Origin of the sequence: Pseudoalteromonas sp. GCY, assembly GCF_016695175.1 — a bacterium.
GTDB lineage: Bacteria > Pseudomonadota > Gammaproteobacteria > Enterobacterales > Alteromonadaceae > Pseudoalteromonas.
In genome coordinates this window covers 1,892,794-1,909,601 of sequence record NZ_CP068023.1, presented here as the reverse complement: position 1 = coordinate 1,909,601, position 16,808 = coordinate 1,892,794, and the positions used below count along the sequence as shown (strand labels likewise).

General features: G+C 43.1%; 10 protein-coding genes. All 10 read right to left on the bottom strand.

Annotated features, from left to right (window positions below; genetic code table 11):
• Window positions 1–58: 58 nt before the first annotated feature.
• The gene (locus JJQ94_RS13720; RefSeq protein WP_099029637.1) at window positions 59–1,783 is read right to left on the bottom strand and encodes a DUF3466 family protein; all 1,725 of its coding nucleotides are present in this window, start codon (window positions 1,781–1,783) and stop codon (window positions 59–61) included.
• 8 nt (window positions 1,784–1,791) lie between these two features.
• A complete protein-coding gene (gene uup / locus JJQ94_RS13715) occupies window positions 1,792–3,708 on the bottom strand; it encodes an ATP-binding cassette ATPase Uup (protein WP_010371512.1) in 1,917 nt (638 codons plus the stop codon).
• Between the two features lies 1 nt (window position 3,709).
• Window positions 3,710–3,940, bottom strand: coding sequence for a glutaredoxin family protein (locus JJQ94_RS13710; protein ID WP_045989052.1), 231 nt, complete (start codon window positions 3,938–3,940; stop codon window positions 3,710–3,712).
• Window positions 3,933–6,044, bottom strand: coding sequence for a bifunctional 23S rRNA (guanine(2069)-N(7))-methyltransferase RlmK/23S rRNA (guanine(2445)-N(2))-methyltransferase RlmL (gene rlmKL, locus JJQ94_RS13705; RefSeq protein WP_099029638.1), 2,112 nt, complete (start codon window positions 6,042–6,044; stop codon window positions 3,933–3,935). The genes JJQ94_RS13710 and rlmKL overlap by 8 nt, the downstream gene beginning before the upstream one ends.
• Before the next feature lie 92 nt (window positions 6,045–6,136).
• Window positions 6,137–6,520 carry a zf-TFIIB domain-containing protein gene (locus JJQ94_RS13700; protein ID WP_099029639.1) on the bottom strand — a complete coding sequence of 128 codons (384 nt, stop codon included), beginning with the start codon at window positions 6,518–6,520 and terminating at the stop codon, window positions 6,137–6,139.
• Between the two features lie 90 nt (window positions 6,521–6,610).
• Window positions 6,611–7,138, bottom strand: coding sequence for a cell division protein ZapC domain-containing protein (locus JJQ94_RS13695; RefSeq protein ID WP_099029640.1), 528 nt, complete (start codon window positions 7,136–7,138; stop codon window positions 6,611–6,613).
• A 121-nt stretch (window positions 7,139–7,259) separates the two neighbouring features.
• A complete protein-coding gene (gene pyrD / locus JJQ94_RS13690) occupies window positions 7,260–8,270 on the bottom strand; it encodes a quinone-dependent dihydroorotate dehydrogenase (RefSeq protein WP_099029641.1) in 1,011 nt (336 codons plus the stop codon).
• A gap of 137 nt (window positions 8,271–8,407) precedes the next feature.
• A complete protein-coding gene (locus JJQ94_RS13685; RefSeq protein ID WP_099029642.1) occupies window positions 8,408–13,246 on the bottom strand; it encodes an NAD-glutamate dehydrogenase in 4,839 nt (1,612 codons plus the stop codon).
• Between the two features lie 211 nt (window positions 13,247–13,457).
• Window positions 13,458–15,779, bottom strand: coding sequence for an efflux RND transporter permease subunit (locus JJQ94_RS13680; protein ID WP_045989048.1), 2,322 nt, complete (start codon window positions 15,777–15,779; stop codon window positions 13,458–13,460).
• Window positions 15,779–16,780: a WD40/YVTN/BNR-like repeat-containing protein gene (locus JJQ94_RS13675; protein ID WP_236596627.1), complete on the bottom strand. Its 1,002-nt coding sequence runs from the start codon at window positions 16,778–16,780 to the stop codon at window positions 15,779–15,781. Before JJQ94_RS13675 ends, JJQ94_RS13680 begins: the two co-directional genes overlap by 1 nt.
• Window positions 16,781–16,808 lie beyond the last annotated feature (28 nt).

Sequence of the window (16,808 nt, the reverse complement as noted above, 5' to 3'; positions counted from 1 at the left end):
TATTTCTTTTCGAACACAAAAAAGCCCTTCCGGGCTTTTTTATCGTCTAAATTGTACTTTAGGCTTTACGACGTCTTCTCAGCGCCACTAGTGGTAACGCGAGTAAACTAAGCCAAGACCAGCTTGCAGATTGACGCTCATATGTCTCTGCTTCAGGTGGTGTACAGTTTTCTGGTTCACCAGAAATTGGGGTAAGTAGAACAGGTAAGCTTACCGATTCATACTCAGTCTCGCCCTTACTGTCCTTCTCAATTTCACCCAAGGTATTGCGTCTTTCAACCGTTTTGGTCGCAATCGCATATATCTTGTTGTCATCAGTGATCTTCACAGCTTCTGCAATGGTGTAAGGGAAAGAATCGTTCTTACAAGGAAGAAGGGAGTTTATATTCACTAGTTTTTCTGCACCAATTTCATATAAAAACGCTTCGCGACGACGGTTAGAACCACTCTTTTCTGTAACACCTTGGCCTACAACAAAGCCATTATTGTTAATATCTGTGATTGCTGTCGCCGACCCCTCGAAGTATGCAGGCATTTCTTTGAACTCAGCGGTATTCGCATTAAAATAAAAACCTGTTGAGTCATAATCTCTTGAGCCATTCGATGAACGACCAAACATACCAACAATAATCCCATTATCATTGACATCAACCGCTTGGCTGTATTCGATATAACTCTCAACTTCTTTGATGCGCTTAATTTCACCATCTTTATAATAAACAGCCTGTCCATATGGCAATAAATCATTATTACTTTGACGGCGCATTCGGGACTCACCAACAGTTAAGCCGTCCCCATTAGTTGCCAAAGCCAAGCTTGAATAGGCTCGTTCATCATCTTCATCTGGTGTAAAGCCAAGCCCAAGATCGGTTGCGCTGACTAAGTTAAAATCGTTATCAAACGTCCACTTGTAGGCTCGAGTATGATACGGTGAGGTCAACCTTTGAATACACACATCGACTGGTTCATCCACACCATCACAACTATCTTCTATATTTTCTGTTGCTCTTTGCGATAACGAAGTTGAACTTTGTCCCACAACAATATAGCCGCCATCAGCGGTTTGTTTGATATCAGTGGCAAGAGAAAGGCCGCCGTATTCTGTAAAGGCAGGCTCTAACCTAATTTTCTCTCCAGCTGGTGTAACTAAAATACCTTTATTTCGCCAATCACGTACAAAATAAGTTTCTTCTTCTGTTTCACCCTCAGGAGTAAAAGTTATCTTTTTAAAAGGTGCAGAACCCCAGCCCACTATTGTCCCGTCTTCTGCGATGCTTGTTAGATAGTTAGTGACCGAGCGAGTGAGTCCTTCGTAATCAGGAGATTGTTCATCAAATACCACAAACTCTTCTGCGGTATTATTGTTATATGTCAAAGAAATTGCTCTTTCAATTCTTTGATATTCTTGGCTAACTACTCTACTTGAATTCATAACATAAGACAGCATAAATGCATGAGCTTGAGCATTCGTATTAGCTGCATCATTGTTTTGAATATCTTCTAGTGTGAAGGTGATTTCTTCTTCGATCAGCTCGTACTGCTTTTTTGTACTGTCGTAATAATTTTTGAGTGTTGAATCATCGAAGTCGATATACGACACATCAATCTTTACACCAAATAAATTGGAAGCGTGACCAATCACGTCTCCAGCTTCATTGGCATCCGACACGTAGCTATATTTGCTATTATCATGTCTTGGTAATTCAGTTAACTGATAGGTGGCAGCGGCCGCCTGTTGTGAAAGGGCTACGGCGACACTCGCGGCTAAAAGTTTAAATTTCATTTTAATCCTTACTGCTGATTCTGTAATGCTTCTAGTTCTTCCCAGCGTTCAAACGCGGCTTCCAGCTTCGACTCTAGCTCAGTCAAATGGTTCAATGCCTTATGGGTCGTTTCTTGATCTTGTTTAAAGAAGTCTGGATCGCTGACCAGTGCTTGTTGTTTGTTCACTGCCTCTTCAAGTTCCTCTACTTTACTGGGCAACGACTCTAATTCAAGTTTTAATTTGTAACTCAGCTTATTTGAACGAGCAGGCGCAGCTGCCTTTTTAGTCTCGGCTTGTTGCTGTTTTTCTTGATGAACCTTTTGTGCTTCTTTCTTTTGCTGCTCTCGTCTTTGCTGATACAGCTCAAAGTCACTATAGCCGCCAACAATTTCTGTCACTAGGCCTTCGCCCTCGAACGCCCACACACTGCCACAGGTATTATCGATAAACTCTCGGTCGTGGCTGACGACCAGCACGGTGCCTTGGTATTGGTTTAAGATTTCTTCAAGTAGCTCAAGCGTCTCAATATCCAAGTCATTGGTCGGCTCGTCCAGCACAATAATATTTGAAGGCTTAAGGAAGAGCTTTGCAAGCAATAAGCGGTTTTTTTCACCGCCTGATAATGCCTTTACAGGGGTTCGAGCTCTCGCAGGCGGAAATAAAAAGTCTTGCAGATAGCCAAGCACATGACGCGAGCGGCCACCCATCATTACTTCTTGCTTACCTTCAGCGACATTATCCTGCACAGTTGCTTCTTCATCCAATTTTTCACGGTATTGGTCGAAGTACGCAACTTCCAGATTCACGCCTTGTTTTACGCTGCCTGCATCAGGTTTAATATCACCAAAAAGCATTTTTAACAGCGTAGTTTTACCCGCTCCATTAGGACCGACCAAGCCGATACGGTCACCACGCATCACCAGCGTTGAAAAGTCCTTCACAATGCATTTTTCTTGGAATGCTTTGTCTAAATGTTTCGCTTCAAAGACCAGCTTACCGGAACGATCCGCCGTCTCGATGTTGAAGTCTGTCTTACCTTGCTGCTCGATGCGTTGCTTGCGCTCAACACGAAGCGCTTTTAGTGCTCGCACACGCCCTTCGTTACGGGTTCGGCGGGCCTTGATCCCTTGCCTTATCCAGGTTTCTTCTTCGGCAAGCTTTTTATCAAATAAGGCATTCTGTTGCTCTTCCACTTTTAAATCATGGGCTTTTTGTTCTAGATATTGCGCATAATCTCCAGGGTATGAAACCAACTTGCCACGGTCTAAATCTAAAATTCGGGTCGCCATTGCGCGAATAAAGGCACGGTCGTGAGAGATAAACACGATCCCCCCTTTAAACTCTTTCAGGAATTGCTCAAGCCAGATAACACTTTGCATATCAAGGTGGTTAGTCGGCTCGTCGAGTAACAGCAAGTCTGGATCGCTCACCAACGCTTTGGCCAGCGCGACTTTGCGTAGCCAGCCACCTGAGAGCTCTTCTAGGCGCATATTCGCATCTAATTGCAACTGGCTAAGCACTTGCTTGATCCTTGACTCAAAACGCCACGCATCTTCGCTTTCCAATCGCTGAGTCAGGCGCTCAAGCGAGGTCATCAGTTTATCTGACTGGCTGGTTTGTAGTTTTTCACTCACTTCATGAAATTCAATGAGCAGCTCTGCGACATCAGGCAAACCGTTCGCAACATAATCAAAAACCGAGCCATTTGCGCCCTTTGGTGGGTCTTGTTCTAGCCTTGAAACTTTTAATCCACCAACACGGTTGATTTCACCATCATCAAGTTGAACTTGATCATCAAGCACTTTCAGTAACGTTGATTTACCGGCACCGTTTCGGCCCACAATACAAACGCGCTCGCCTGATTCAATAACGGCATCAGCTTGGTCAAGTATAGGGTGTGAGCCAAAAGCCAGTTGGGCTTTAGCAATTCGAATGAGATCCATATTAGTCTATAAATTCTTGTAGTTGTTGTTGAGTAAAAGGCCAGCCAAGTTCCTGACCTGTCTCGCCTTTTTTAATCACTGGAATTCTATATTGATATTCCGTCATCGTCTCTTCACTATCGACGATATCAACGAGTTCAATTTCGGCTTCAGGCAAAAATTGAATTAACATCGCCAACGCTTCTTCACAAAGATGACAACCATCGGTGTGGAATAAGGTACATTTAATCATGACGGATCAACCAGCTGTTGTGAATTTGCTTGTTACGTTTAAAATCCAAAGACAAAGTTTGCGATGAGTATTCCTCAGCGGTTAGGCCAAGTGCTGCAAGTCCCATTTCATCGATTTTAAATCCGCGTTTATTGTTAGAAAACAGCAGTACACCATTCGGTGCTAATATCTTCTTTACCCAACCAAATAGTTTTAAATGATCTCTTTGTACGTCAAATGCGTCAGACATACGTTTAGAGTTAGAGAATGTTGGTGGGTCTAAGAAAATGAGATCATACTGACCAACGGCTCTTTCAAGCCATTTTAAGCAATCCGCTTGCTCAAATCTGAAACGTGGATTCTTCAAACCATTTAGCTCAAAGTTTTCCTCAGCCCATTTTAGATAGGTCTTTGACATATCTACTGTGGTAACAGACTTAGCACCGCCAACTGCGGCGTGCACAGAAGCACTACCTGTGTATGCAAATAGATTCAACACGCGTTTATCTTTCGAATGTTGCTGAATAAACTTGCGGGCTAAACGGTGGTCAAGGAATAGACCAGTATCAAGATAATCAAATAGGTTAACCTTAAACTTAGCACCGTACTCTTCTACTACCTCAGTGCGGTTTTGCTTGTCCAGGGCTTTGTATTGCTCTTGACCTTTTTGGCGCTTTCTTACTTTTACCGCGATGTTTAGCGGATCGATATTCAGCTGCTCGGCGGTAAGTGTGATCACGTCTTGCAAACGTTTTTGCGCAACGCTATCGTCAATTTCTTTTGGCGCTTTGTATTCAAAGATGACTGCGTTATCGTTATAAATATCAACTGCAACATTGTATTCAGGGATATCCGCGTCATAAACACGATACGCATTAATGTCTTCTTTTTTCAGCCAAGATTTTAAGCCTTGCAGGTTTTTCTTCAAACGGTTGCCAAACGCAGTCGAGCCTTCAAAATTAAGCCCACTGCTTTGTTTATTTTGCTGTACCTGCATTTCATTCATTTCATACAAGTTAAGCAGAACGTCGAGCGGGCCATTTTTGAATTTATAAGACTTTTTACGCGCTAGTTTTAGCACTTTTAACAGGCTTTCTTCACTTGCAAGTAACGCCAAATTCCAGTCTTTATAGTGCTTTTTAAAGGCGATCCCCATATTGCGATATAGCGTAATAATTTCAGCCATACCACCTAGACGTTCACCATAAGGCAAGTTACTCAGCACAGTGCCGGGACGTTTAGCAGCAAGGCTAAGCTGATTGGCATCTTCAAACTTAAACTTAATATGTGACTCAACGCCTGCGCGCTTGGCATTACGCTCGGCAATTGACAGCACACGTTCATCGATATCACTACCGATCAGCCATAAGCTCTTTTGCACTGGTTGTACCTTTAATTGTTCTTTAAGCTCGGTGAACTTACTTTCACGAAAACTCGGCAGGCGTTTAAAGGCAAAGTCTTTATTAAGATTAGTAGGTAAACCAAGCGCCATAGAAGCCGCTTCAATCAATAACGTGCCAGAACCACAGCAGGGGTCAAAAAGCGGCTTATTAGTATCTTCAAGCCAACCGCTACGTTTAACCAGCGCTGCCGCTAAATGTTCACGAATTGGCGCTTTACCTTGTTTGTCACGATAACCTCTATCAGATAAGCGAGGTCCCGAGAAATCGATATATAGCGCACAGCCTTGCTTAGATAATTTCGCTATGATGCGAATATCCGGTGTCTGTTTGTCAACATCTGGACGTTGCTCAAACAGGTCATTGAAGTAGTCAACGATCCCATCCTTAACCACCAGACCAGAGAATTGCGTATTTTTAAGCGCATTATTCGTACCATTAAACTCTACTGCAAAGGTCTGCTTTGGGCTAAACCAATCTTGCCATGCCTGAAAACGAACAAACTTGTAGAGAGAATCTTTGTCATTCACTTCTGGTTTGTCATCGATAAGCAACATCACGCGTGTTGCAAATCGTGTCATCATACAGAACTTTTGTACGTCTAGATTAGCGCCTGTGAACTTAACTGAACCAACGGTTTGCTTGTTTATTTCAAAACCAAACTCGGTTAATTCTTCAACCAGTAACTGCTCTACACCAATAGATGTCAATGCGATAAATTGCAATTTGAATACCCTTAAATTTCAACTGGGCGCAGTATAACACACAAGTTATCGTTAGTTATTAGTTGAGCTTGGTTGTATGGGGATAAATTACGTTAAAAATTTAGCAAGTTCAGAAAATCTAACTTATCTAGCGCGCTTAAATCCGAACTCATTCGTTGGTAATTTTGTAGTAAGTTATGGAGCTCCCCTTTTTCAAACCACACGCCACCGCAGCACCCGCACTCACTAAAACTAGCTTCAAAGAGCGTATAGTCTTTAAGTGTATAACCATCATCAGGGCATAATTGTAAAACGTCACGCTCAACTAACAACCGCTTTGTAATAAAGTCGGTATAACTAAAGTGATAAGTATGTTTAATGGAATCAATAAATTTGCGCGGCAGCCAAATGGCAGAGCATGACTGACATTGATAACCACAATGTCCTTCAGCGTCGGCATAACGTAGTTTTAACGTTTTATCGCAAAGGCAGTGCATTCTGTTCCCTAGATCAGCAAACAACTCAAATTAGGTACAGATTAATACAGGAAATAATTGCTGGTCAATAAAACGATGGGATGAACTTGGCTATGCGCTTTGATGAACTCGGTGTGTTAACACAAGAGGCGCTAACCGATCGTTCAGTACTTTTATCGCTTGAAATTGTTCAAGCTCTATTCCCTCATCAAGAATAAATTGCTCGTTCAAGCTTAAACAAAGACTTGATTGACCATCATGCTCGATAATTAAAAACTCGCCGCGGCTTAACTTGGAATTTAAACACACAACCGCCTCACTCACAGGTTCGCCACCAAAGTATGGCTTAAAAAACCAGCTCTTTGCTTGCATCGGTTGCAGATGAAACTTTGCCGCAGTTGCATTTAAAGCGATTTGGCAGCATCTGGGCTCGCTCCAAACACCAAAACCGCAAAGGTAGGAAAATACACTCTGATAAAATTCAGCTTCGCTGAGACTAAAATTGGGATTAACGGTTGAGTCTTCAGTAAGGTGGCGCAAACGAAAAGGCGTGCAAAGTTGAAGCTCATCACCCAAATCAATTAACAACCTGTTCCTTTCTGTGCAGCGGATCCATTGCCACTCTTTTGAAGCTTGCAAAACTTCTCTCCCACCAACCAATTAGCTCAACTAGTAAGTGGGAGTATAACGCGAAAAACGCAATGATGAAATTTTTTATAATAACGTTTTGTTTTGGATCATTTGGTTATATGACCGATCCTTATAAGGACGAAACGATCTTTTTAACAAGCGCTGGCCCTTCATAAATAAAGCCTGTGTAGACTTGTACTAAATCAGCACCAGCTGAAAATTTCTCTTTTGCAGATTCAGCACTGTCAATACCACCTACACCGATGATTGGTAGCTTACCGTCGGTAATACGCTTCAATTCGCTGACAACATGCGTCGATTTTTCACGAACCGGTCTACCAGACAAACCACCTGCTTCATTACCGTACTCTAGGTTTTCTACCGCATCACGGGCTAATGTTGTATTAGTTGCAATAACACCATCGATACGATTATTAACTAACGATTCTGCGATCTGGGTTAACTGAACGCCATCAACATCTGGAGCGATCTTTACCAACATAGGTACTGACTTGTTATATTTGGCGATCAGATCCATCTGTTCATTTTTCAGGCTTTGCAATAGATCATCTAGCGCTTCGCCATATTGTAGATCTCTAAGACCTGGTGTATTTGGTGAAGAGATATTCACGGTGATATATGAGGCATGTTCAAATACTTTTCTCATACAGTGAATGTAGTCATCTTTACCTTGTTCATTCGGTGTATCTTTATTCTTGCCAATGTTGATCCCAAGGATCCCATCGTATTTTGCTGCTTTTACATTGTTGACTAGGTAATCGACGCCCTTGTTATTGAACCCCATGCGATTAATAATCGCATTTGCTTCAGGTAGACGAAAGATCCGAGGCTTATCGTTGCCCGCTTGTGGTCTTGGCGTGACAGTCCCTACTTCAATAAAACCAAAACCCATTTGCGCAAATGCTTCGATGCACTCAGCATTTTTATCAAGACCGGCGGCCAATCCTACTGGATTTTTAAACTCTAACCCTAGAAAATTAACAGGTTTGTCTTGAACTGATTGAGACCATGCAAGGCTCATTGGCGTATTCGCAAAGCGGCGCAGGTTGCTTAGGGCAAAATCGTGTGCCCACTCCGCATCTTTATTAAACATAAAACGACGCGCAAGATCGTAAAACATGGTAGCTCCTCAGTATTGGTAACGTAATCGACTTAGTTAAAATTACCCAAGCGTAACTTTAGCTAAATGGATTATGCCAATGGCATTAGACAAAAAAATACCCCAGTCAAAGCTGGGGTATTGTAGCGATTTCTAGATTATTTGGAAGTATCGCAGTTGTGGCTTAGTAACATTAGCTCACGAAGTGCAACTGAGAACTTAGCAAAGTCATGACTTTGCGACGTCTTAAACTCAGTTAGCATTTGCTGCCAACGGTGTAATAAGCCTGCTTGCTTATCCATCCACTGTTCAATCTGTTCATTGATATCACTGTCATCACCAGCAAAGCTGTTTAATACAACCTCTGACAATGAACGCTGTTGCCAATCAAGCTCTTCACGATATGAAGCACGAGCAAGCGCCTGCCAATGGTTTGCAACAGGTTGAGCCGTGATCTGGTCAAGGAACCAATGTAGACCCATGTTTGCACCAAGCGTGAAGTAGGTATTAGACACAACACCGATCTTACGACCTGAGCTATGTGCAACTTCCGCTAAGTCCATGACCGAGAACAAGCTTGAAAGTGACACGATACGCAGTGCAATCTCAGCTGGTACACCTTGAGATTCAAGGTCACGTGCTTTATCGACGATCTGCTCGCTTTCATTTGCAACCATGTAGTTGTGTAGATTTGCACTTAAATCTTTAAATGTTGGTGCAAAGAACGCGATGGTTTGCTCTATAGTTTGAGACTTATCACGGTGGCGCAAGAACCAACGCGTTGAACGGCGAACCGTACGACGTAATTGATATAGCATTTCCGTTTGAACTGCCGCTGGGATCTTATTATCAAGCGCAGAAATCGCTGACCACGTTTCCTTCATTTCAAAGATTGCACTTGCAATTGAGTAGCAAACCGCAATTTCTGCATCCGTTGCACCTGTCTCTTCGTGCATACGAACCATAAAGTTAAGACCCATATCGTTAACAATATTGTTTGCAAGTTTCGTTGCGATGATCTCTTTACGTAGCGGGTGATTATCCATCGCAGCATTGAAACGCTCGCGCAGCGGTGCTGGGAACGAGTTCACTAGCAACTGACGGTAGTATGGATTTTCTGAGATCTCATCAACAACTAATGTCTCTTTTAATACCATCTTAGAGTAAGAAACCAATACAGATAGCTCAGGACGAGTTAGGTCTTTACCTGCCGCCGCGCGCTCTGCTAGCTCTTCATCAGTTGGTAAGAATTCGATTGCACGATTTAGCTTGCCGTCTTTTTCAAGTGCATGGATAAAGCGTACTTTCTCTTTCAGCGTCGCTGGACCTTTAGACTTAGTAACCGAAAGCGTGTGCGTTTGACGGTAACAATCTTTCAGTACCAATTCTGATACTTCATCAGTCATTGAATATAGTAATTCGTTACGCTGCTTATTCGTCAATTCACCTTCAGCAACCAGGCCGTTAAGTAGGATCTTGATATTAACTTCGTTATCCGAACAGGCAACACCACCTACGTTGTCGATAAAGTCAGTGTTGATACGACCGCCGTTTGAAGCAAACTCAATACGACCCAGCTGAGTGGCACCTAAGTTACCACCTTCACCAAATACCTTAGCACCAAGCTCACCACCGTTGATACGTAGCGCGTCGTTTGCACGGTCGCCTACTTCAGCGTCAGTTTCAGATTTAGACTTGATGTAAGTACCGATACCACCATTCCACAGTAAATCAACTGGCATCTTCAACAATGCTTTGATCAACTCGTTTGGTGTCATGCTCGATTTCTTAGTGCCTATCATCTTCTTCATTTCAGCGCTTAGCGTAATTGCTTTCGCTGCACGAGAGAAAATACCACCGCCCTCAGAAATTAGATCCTTATTATAATCTTCCCAGCTTGAACGTGGCAGATTAAATAGACGCTCACGCTCTACATACGAGCTTGCCGCATCTGGGTTTGGATCGATAAAGATGTGCATGTGGTTAAATGCCGCTTGTAAACGAATGTGCTTAGATAACAGCATCCCGTTACCAAATACGTCACCACCCATGTCACCGATACCAACTGCAGTGAAATCAGTTGTCTGACAGTCAATGTCCATTTCACGGAAATGACGCTTAACCGATTCCCAACCGCCCTTAGCAGTAATCCCCATCTTCTTGTGATCGTAACCAATTGAACCACCTGACGCGAAAGCGTCACCAAGCCAGAAGTTATAAGACTCTGCGATACCATTTGCGATATCAGAGAAAGTCGCAGTCCCTTTGTCCGCTGCAACGACTAGGTATGGGTCATCTTCGTCGTGACGTACAACATCCACTGGCGGCACAATGTCACCATGTACGATGTTATCTGTGATGTCTAGTAGACCACGGATGAAGATCTTGTAACACTCTTGGCCTTCTTTGAAGAATGCTTCACGTTCAGTTGGAAGTTGTTTACAAACAAAACCACCTTTAGAACCCACAGGTACGATAACCGTATTCTTAACCTGCTGTGCTTTAACTAGGCCAAGTACTTCTGTGCGGAAATCTTCACGACGGTCTGACCAACGTAGACCACCACGAGCCACTTTACCGCCACGTAGGTGAACACCTTCTACGCGTGGAGAGTATACGAAGATTTCAAACGCTGGTAATGGCAATGGCATATCTGGCACTGCGCTTGGCTGGATCTTGAATGACGTGTACGACTTATTCGTGCCATCAGCTTCTTTTTGATAGAAGTTAGTACGCAGCGTTGCATTGATCATATCAACGTACAAACGAATGATACGGTCATCATCTAGATTCGCTACGTTTTCAAGCTCTAGGTAGATAGCATCAACAACCTTCTGAAGTGCCTTTTCAGTGGCAACTTTCTTCGGTGCAAACTTCTTCACGAATAGATCAACGATCATCGCTGCAATGTGCGGGTAGCGGTCAAATGTATTTTCGATGTAAGACTGCGAGAACGTCACACCAATTTGGCGCATGTATTTAGCATATGCGCGTAGGATAGATGCTTCACGACCTGTTAGACCACCTAATAACACTAAACGGTTGAAACCATCGTTTTCTAGGCGGTTATTCCACACATTGGTCAATGCCGCACGGAAACGTGCTGATACTTTGTCAAAATCAGTGATCCCTTTGCTGTCGATAAGCATAGAGAAATCCATGATCCAGTTTACTTGGCCATCAGTCGTCTTCACCGCGTATGGTGTTTCACCAATAACACGTAGGCCAAAGTTCTCAAGCATTGGCATCACGTCTGATAAGTGAATAGGCTCTGCTTTATGGAATAGGCTCAAACGAACAAGTTGTGACGTTGCTTCTTCCTGAGGTCTGTAGAATAGCATCTCAAGTTTGTTGTCATCGTTTAGTTGCTCTAGCTTTTCGATGTCTACGACTGCTGCGCTTGGCAACACTTGATCTTTGTAAGCAGACTGGAATGCATTCGTGTATTTACGGTTTAACTCGTTACCACGAGACTCACCCGTTCTTTCAAGAAGTGCAGATTGTAGCTTGTCTTCCCAAGTACGAGCGGCTTCTACCAAGTTATTTTCGATTTCTTTCACGTTGTAATCTATGTTGTTGTCATCAACACGCACGATGTAATGCGTACGCGCTAGTGTTGATTCAGAGAAAAAGGTGGTGAACTCTACTTTGTCGCTAGACTTAAATGCACGGCCTAGCAGTTGTTGAGTTTCACGGCGTAGCGCAGTGTTGTATCGCTCTCTTGGCACATAAACCATACAAGAGAAGAAGCGACCATACACATCCTTACGCACAAATAAGCGACACATGTCACGCTCTTGAGTTTGTAGAACGCCCATTGCCACTTCAAGTAGCTCGCTTTCGCGTGCCTGTACTAACTCATCACGAGGATAGGTTTCAAGAATATTGAGTACCGCCTTGTAAGCATGTGTGCCTTTAGCAAAGTCACATTGCTCCATGATACGGTTAATTTTACTCTTAAGTACCGGAACATCTACCGCACTGTTGTTGTAGAAGCTAGAAGAAAACAAACCGATGAAACGGTCTTCACCAATCACGTTACCTTCATCATCAAAACGCTTGATACCAACATAGTCGATATATGCTGGTCTATGAACGCGTGAAAGTGAGTTTGTCTTGGTTAAGATCAACAAGTTGTTACTACGTGCTTCTTTGCGCGCAACTTCAGGCAATTCAGACAATAAACGACTGTGGTCATCACCTGAGTTCTTCATCAGGCCGAGACTTGTGCCTTCAACTGGCTTCAGCTCATAGTCACCTTGAACTGGAGTCAAATCATATTGGCGGTAGCCCATAAAGGTAAAGTTGTCGCTAACCAGCCAGTCTAAAAACTCGACGGCTTCAGCAACTTCTTCTTTTGAACAACTATAATGACGGGTCGGCAGCTCTTTACTTACGCTCACCAATTTATCGCGAATTGGCAGCCAATCAGCAACCGCAACAGAAACATCATTTAAGACAGATTCAAGCTCAGCTGTAAAATCAGCGATCACCGAATCATCTGTTTGCCTGTCGATTTCGATAAAGAATACGGTCTTAGTAGACGTAGATTCTTGTTCTGCTTTTAAGTTAGAAACCGCGGTGATTGCACCAGCCTCGTTTCTTTGTAACTTAAGTGGAGAATGAAGTAATAGGTGAGAGACTATGTTTTTGCGATTCATCGCCATGCGCACTGAATCAACCAAAAACGGCATATCTTTAGCGATTATCTCGACAATCGTATGCGATGATTGCCATCCATCCTTTGCAACCTCAGGGTTAAAAACCCGAATGACGGCATCGTCAGACTTGTTTTTATCAAGGGCATTCCAAAGGCTCAATGCTGCGCCGTATAAGTCACTGTCGTTACGATGTGCCAAATCCTCTTTAGACATGTTGCTGTACAAGGTTTTGGCAAACGTTTCGACAAGTGACACTTTGTCAGCATGGACTTTTTTATGGATAAGCTTGCAGACGTTATCTAGGATAACAGAAGCTGTGCCTTCATTTTGTGTCATTATGTGTTCCTTAATCTATACCACCTTTGAACGGTAGATTATTTGTACAGCCATTTATTAGCGTGGAGTCAGGTAAATTCTAACCTTTCTGACGCTAATAAACAGCCTTTTTGACGAAAACATTTCAAGCTTTTCAGCTGTTTGCTCATCTATTCACAAAAAATAGATATAAATCGCCAATACCAAATAAAAAGGAGCACAATTATTCACATTATTTTTTCTGGTCAGACCAGATAAGCGTTCCAATTGCCGGTAAAAGCAGCACAGCACCCAGCATATTTACCAAGAACATGAAGGTTAAAAGGATACCCATATCAACCTGAAACTTAAGCGCAGAGAAAATCCAAGTGCTTACTCCAATAGCCAATGTGATACCAGTAAACAGTACCGCACTGCCTCGTTCAGCAAGCGCATTTCGGTAGGCAACCGACAACGGCATACCTTGCTTAAGCTGTCCCATCATAGAGGATAGAATATAAATGCCGTAATCGACACCTATTCCCACACCCAAAGCAATTACCGGTAGGGTCGATACCGTTAAACCGATTTCAAGCTGCACCATAAGCGCCTGAGCGAGCGTTGATACAACATATAAAGGTAGTACCACTGCAATAGTCGCTCGAACGCTCCTAAAGCTCGCTAGACACAACAGAATCACCGCACCGTACACGTAGATCATCATAGGAACCTGTGCCTCGGAAACGGATTCATTTGTTGCCGCCATCACACCGATTGGACCTGATGCTAATTTAAAGGCAACATCATCGGTTCCTTCTTCTTCAGAGAACGCTTTGATCTTCGCAATCACATGGTCGATAGATTCGGCCTTATGATCTGCCATAAAGATGATAATAGGCATCACCGAACAATCACCGTTAAGTAGCCCTGAGCTTGTCTCCACTCGAGAGGTAGCTTGAACTAAAGAAGCGGTATTTCTTGGTAACGTCTGCCACTTTAAGTTACCTTCGTTGTACCCAGCATTAACCGCTTGTGCAACGGAGCTTAAAGAAACAGCCGATTGTACACTCGGTAAGTTTTCTACTCGCCATTGGAAACGACTAATACGCTCCATTGTATCGTGCTCAGTACAAGCCGCAGGTGTCGCTTCTACAATGACCTTCAAGATATCAGAAGAAATGGCATAACGGTCTGAGATAAGGAAAGTGTCTTGGTTGTATCTGGCATCTTCATGTAGCGCCGGTGCACCAGCATGTAAATCACCAATACGCATTTTTTCAGATTGCCAGTAGCCAAATGCGAACAATACTGCACTGATAAGTAAAATCACTCTGGCCACTTTTTTGTCTGTGGTTTTCACCAAGGCCTCTCGCATTGCCTCAAACATACCATGGCTAGCGTTTTTACCATCACCAAGTCGCTTAATATTTGCAGACTCAAAAAACGACGCCATCACAGGAAGCAGTACCAAGTTGGTAAAGATAATAACTGCAACCCCTAAACTGGCAGTAATAGCAAGCTCACGAATAATGCCGATGTCGATTGCCAGTAAGGTTAAGAAGCCTACAGTGTCCGAAAGTAGAGCAATGCCACCAGGGATAAGTAATGCTTTAAAGCTCGCTTCAGCAGCCACTTTGCAGCTTACCCCTTCAGCTACTTTTTTACCTATCGCGTTGATCATTTGCACACCGTGACTCACGCCAATGGCGAAGACTAAGAAAGGCACCAAAATAGACATAGGGTCAACACCAAAACCCAAAGTACTAAGTAAGCCCATCTGCCAAATCACAGCAATAAATGAACAAACAATCGGAAGCAGCGTAAGCTTAAAGCTCTTACAGAACATCCAAACCATAATAAAGGTAAAAGCAATTGCTAAGGCAAAGAAAAGCACTACACCTTTCGCACCATCAGCAATATCACCGGCCATTTTCGCAAAGCCAATAATATGTATGCTCACTTTGTCAGTGCTAAGAGGCGCTCGGATCTCAGACTCTAATTTTTGCGCAAAGGCTAAGGTATCAAGCTTTTCTTGAGTTTGCGGATCGGTTTCCATTAGCTGAGCAGTTACCATGGCACAAGAATAATCGCTCGCAACCATACGACCCACAACTTTTGCTTTTTCAATGTTCTGCTTTACAACCGCTAGGCCTTGTTCAGTAGGTTGAAAATTAGCCGGAATAATAGGCCCACCGGCAAAGCCGTCCTCTACCACCTCAACGAATCTCGCACTGGGTGCAAAGATTGAATTCACCAGTGGACGATTAACACCTGGGATAAAATAGAGCTGATCATGCACAGCCTTTAGCTGAGTGAAAAATGGCTCATTAAAGATGTCACCATCTTTATCACAAACAGAAATAAGAATACTATTTGCACCACCAAACTGTTTTTCGTGCTTCAAGTACACTTTCATATATTCATGATTTAGTGGAATATTTTTGTTAAATGACGCATCGAGCTGAATTTGTGTGGCTTTGAAACCCAAAAATATCGTCGTCAGTACGAAAAAAGACACGACGGTAATACGATGCCTAAAGATGGCGTATACCAATTGATTTAAAAACGCTTGCATTACTTGTTCACCTCTACCTCAGCAATCCCCTGCTCCGTCGCTAGAATTAGCTGATTCTTTTTAACCACACCTGCTAAAATAGAGTGGCCGTTTTTTAGTTGTTTTGAGGTTAGCTTACCTGCTTTCAACGTGAATATTACGCCGCTGTTAGCAAACATATAGGTCACATTATCTTTGTGGGTAATACTATTTATTGTCGCCGTTTTTTGAGTATCAAGTTGCACTACTTGCTGTGTATTGCCAATAAATGCGTTGCCCCTAAGGCCTGCAACAATAAGTTGGTTATCTGAGGTTTGATCAACAGCAAAAAATGAACCGCGATAAAAAGGCTCAAATTTTTGCCATGTTTTTCCTAAGTCATCACTTTGTGCCACAAGTCCCATTTCACCGGCAAGGTACATCATGCCTTCGGCGATCAACAGGCGATTAAAATGGGGAAGAATAAACGCCGTTTCTTGTTCGTATGCCGCGGGGTCTTGCTCTTTTAAATCGGCTAAGTAGTCGACATCATCGGGGTGAACAAATTCACTGATAAAACGTTTTGTCCAAGACTCACCACCGTCAGTGGTTTCAAAAAACATGCCATAAGCGCCCACAGCAAAGCCGTGTTGTTGGTCAATAAACTCAATATCCAGACAAGGCTTTTCCAATGTTGGTAGATATTGCTTTAGCGTCCATGTTTTACCACCGTCTGTAGTTTTGATTATGCTGGCATCGTGACCACAAGCCCAACCAATATCTTTGCCTTTGAATGTCACAGAGGTTAACAGTGATTGAATTGGCACCTCTGCCTGCGTCCAGTTTTGCCCTTCTTGTTTAATAATTATTGTGCCGTGTTTACCTACCGCAATTAACGCATCACCGTTATCTGTAATATCTGTGAAAAGCGTTTGCTCTGGGTGAGCGACCATCAGGGCTGATTTTGCTGAGATCTGATCACTACTTTCGGCTACTGCTACATGCGCCATAGTTAAAATCGAGGCTGCTACTAACTTCTTCATCATGAGAAAACACTCGAGTTGTGAGAGG